Raw genomic sequence first — 1,421 nt, 5'->3', positions numbered from 1 at the left:
GTCGACGACGCGCTACGCGACGCCGCCCTGCTGCGGGAGGAACGCGCGGTGGTGGTCGACTGCGAGAGCGGCCCGGTGCGCCTCGGTCTCGCGGGCCGGCTCGCCGAACGCCTCGACGCCGAACTCGTCCACCTGGAGGACCTGCCCGCCGACGGCCTGGCCGGCGTCGTACGCGACCGGAGGGTCGCCTGATGCCGCGCGGCAGGCCCGAGAGCGTCCCGGACGACGGGCTGACCACGCGGCAGCGGCGGAACCGCCCGCTCGTGATCGTCCACACCGGCCAGGGCAAGGGCAAGTCGACCGCCGCCTTCGGGCTGGCGCTGCGCGGCTGGAACCAGGGCTGGCCGGTCGGGGTGTTCCAGTTCGTCAAGTCCGCCAAGTGGCGCATCGGCGAGGAGCGCGCGCTGCGCGTGCTCGGCGCGTCCGGCGAGGGCGGGACGGTCGACTGGCACAAGATGGGCGAGGGCTGGTCGTGGATCCAGCGGCCCGGCACGGAGGAGGACCACGCCGCGGACGCCCGCGAGGGCTGGGAGCAGATCAAGCGCGACCTCGCCGCCGAGACGTACACGCTCTACGTCCTCGACGAGTTCACCTACCCGATGAAGTGGGGCTGGGTGGACGTGGACGACGTGGTCGCCACTCTGGCGGCGCGGCCGGGCCACCAGCACGTCATCGTCACCGGCCGCGACGCCGACCCCCGGCTCCTGGAGGTCGCCGACCTGGTCACCGAGATGGGCAAGGTCAAGCACCCCATGGACGCCGGGCAGAAGGGGCAGAAGGGCATCGAGTGGTGATCCCGCGGCTCGTGGTCGCCGCCCCCGCGTCCGGGAGCGGCAAGACGACCGTCGCCACCGGGCTGATCGCCGCGCTCGCCGCGCAGGGCCTCGACGTCTCGCCGCACAAGGTCGGCCCGGACTACATCGACCCCGGCTACCACGCGCTCGCCGCCGGGCGCCCGGGCCGCAACCTCGACCCGTGGCTCACCGCCGAGGAACTCGTCGCGCCGCTGTTCCTGCACGGTGCGCGGGACGCGGACATCGCCGTCGTGGAGGGCGTGATGGGCCTGTACGACGGCGCGGCCGGCGCGGGGGAGTTCGCCTCGACCGCCCATGTGGCCAAGCTGCTCGGCGCCCCGGTGGTGCTGGTCGTGGACGCCGCCTCCACCGGCCGGTCGGTCGCGGCCCTCGTGCACGGCTTCGTGACCTACGACTCCGGCGTGCGGATCGGCGGCGTGATCCTCAACCGGGTCGGCTCGGACCGGCACGAGGAGATCTGCCGCGCGGCGGTGGAGGAGACCGGCCTGCCGGTCCTGGGCGTGCTGCGCCGCCGCGACGACGCGGCCACGCCGTCGCGGCACCTCGGCCTGATCCCGGCGGCCGAACGCCGTCCCGAGGCCCTCGCCACCGTCCAGCGCCTGGGCG

Annotated in this window: 3 protein-coding genes; all 3 read left to right on the top strand. The window is 74.9% G+C overall.

Features of this window, described 5'->3' with window-relative positions; genetic code table 11:
• The coding region (locus ACFFNX_RS49975; protein ID WP_378213526.1) for a vWA domain-containing protein at positions 1 to 192 on the top strand (192 nt) is incomplete at its 5' end.
• Positions 192 to 794: a cob(I)yrinic acid a,c-diamide adenosyltransferase gene (gene cobO / locus ACFFNX_RS49970; RefSeq protein WP_378213525.1), complete on the top strand. Its 603-nt coding sequence runs from the start codon at positions 192 to 194 to the stop codon at positions 792 to 794. The genes ACFFNX_RS49975 and cobO, both read left to right, overlap by 1 nt.
• Positions 791 to 1,421, top strand: a 631-nt coding sequence (locus ACFFNX_RS49965; protein WP_378213524.1) for a cobyrinic acid a,c-diamide synthase CobB, incomplete at its 3' end; no start/stop codon positions are given. The genes cobO and ACFFNX_RS49965, both read left to right, overlap by 4 nt.

Source organism: Actinoallomurus acaciae (assembly GCF_042429965.1).
Taxonomy (GTDB): domain Bacteria; phylum Actinomycetota; class Actinomycetes; order Streptosporangiales; family Streptosporangiaceae; genus Actinoallomurus; species Actinoallomurus acaciae.
The sequence above is the reverse complement of the archived record's forward strand: the minus strand, read 5'-3'. Positions and strand labels throughout refer to the sequence as shown.

Excerpts from the sequence above, each read along its gene's own strand:
- cobO (WP_378213525.1), top strand. The coding sequence starts at position 192 with ATGCCGCGCGGCAGGCCCGAGAGCGTCCCGGACGACGGGCTGACCACG.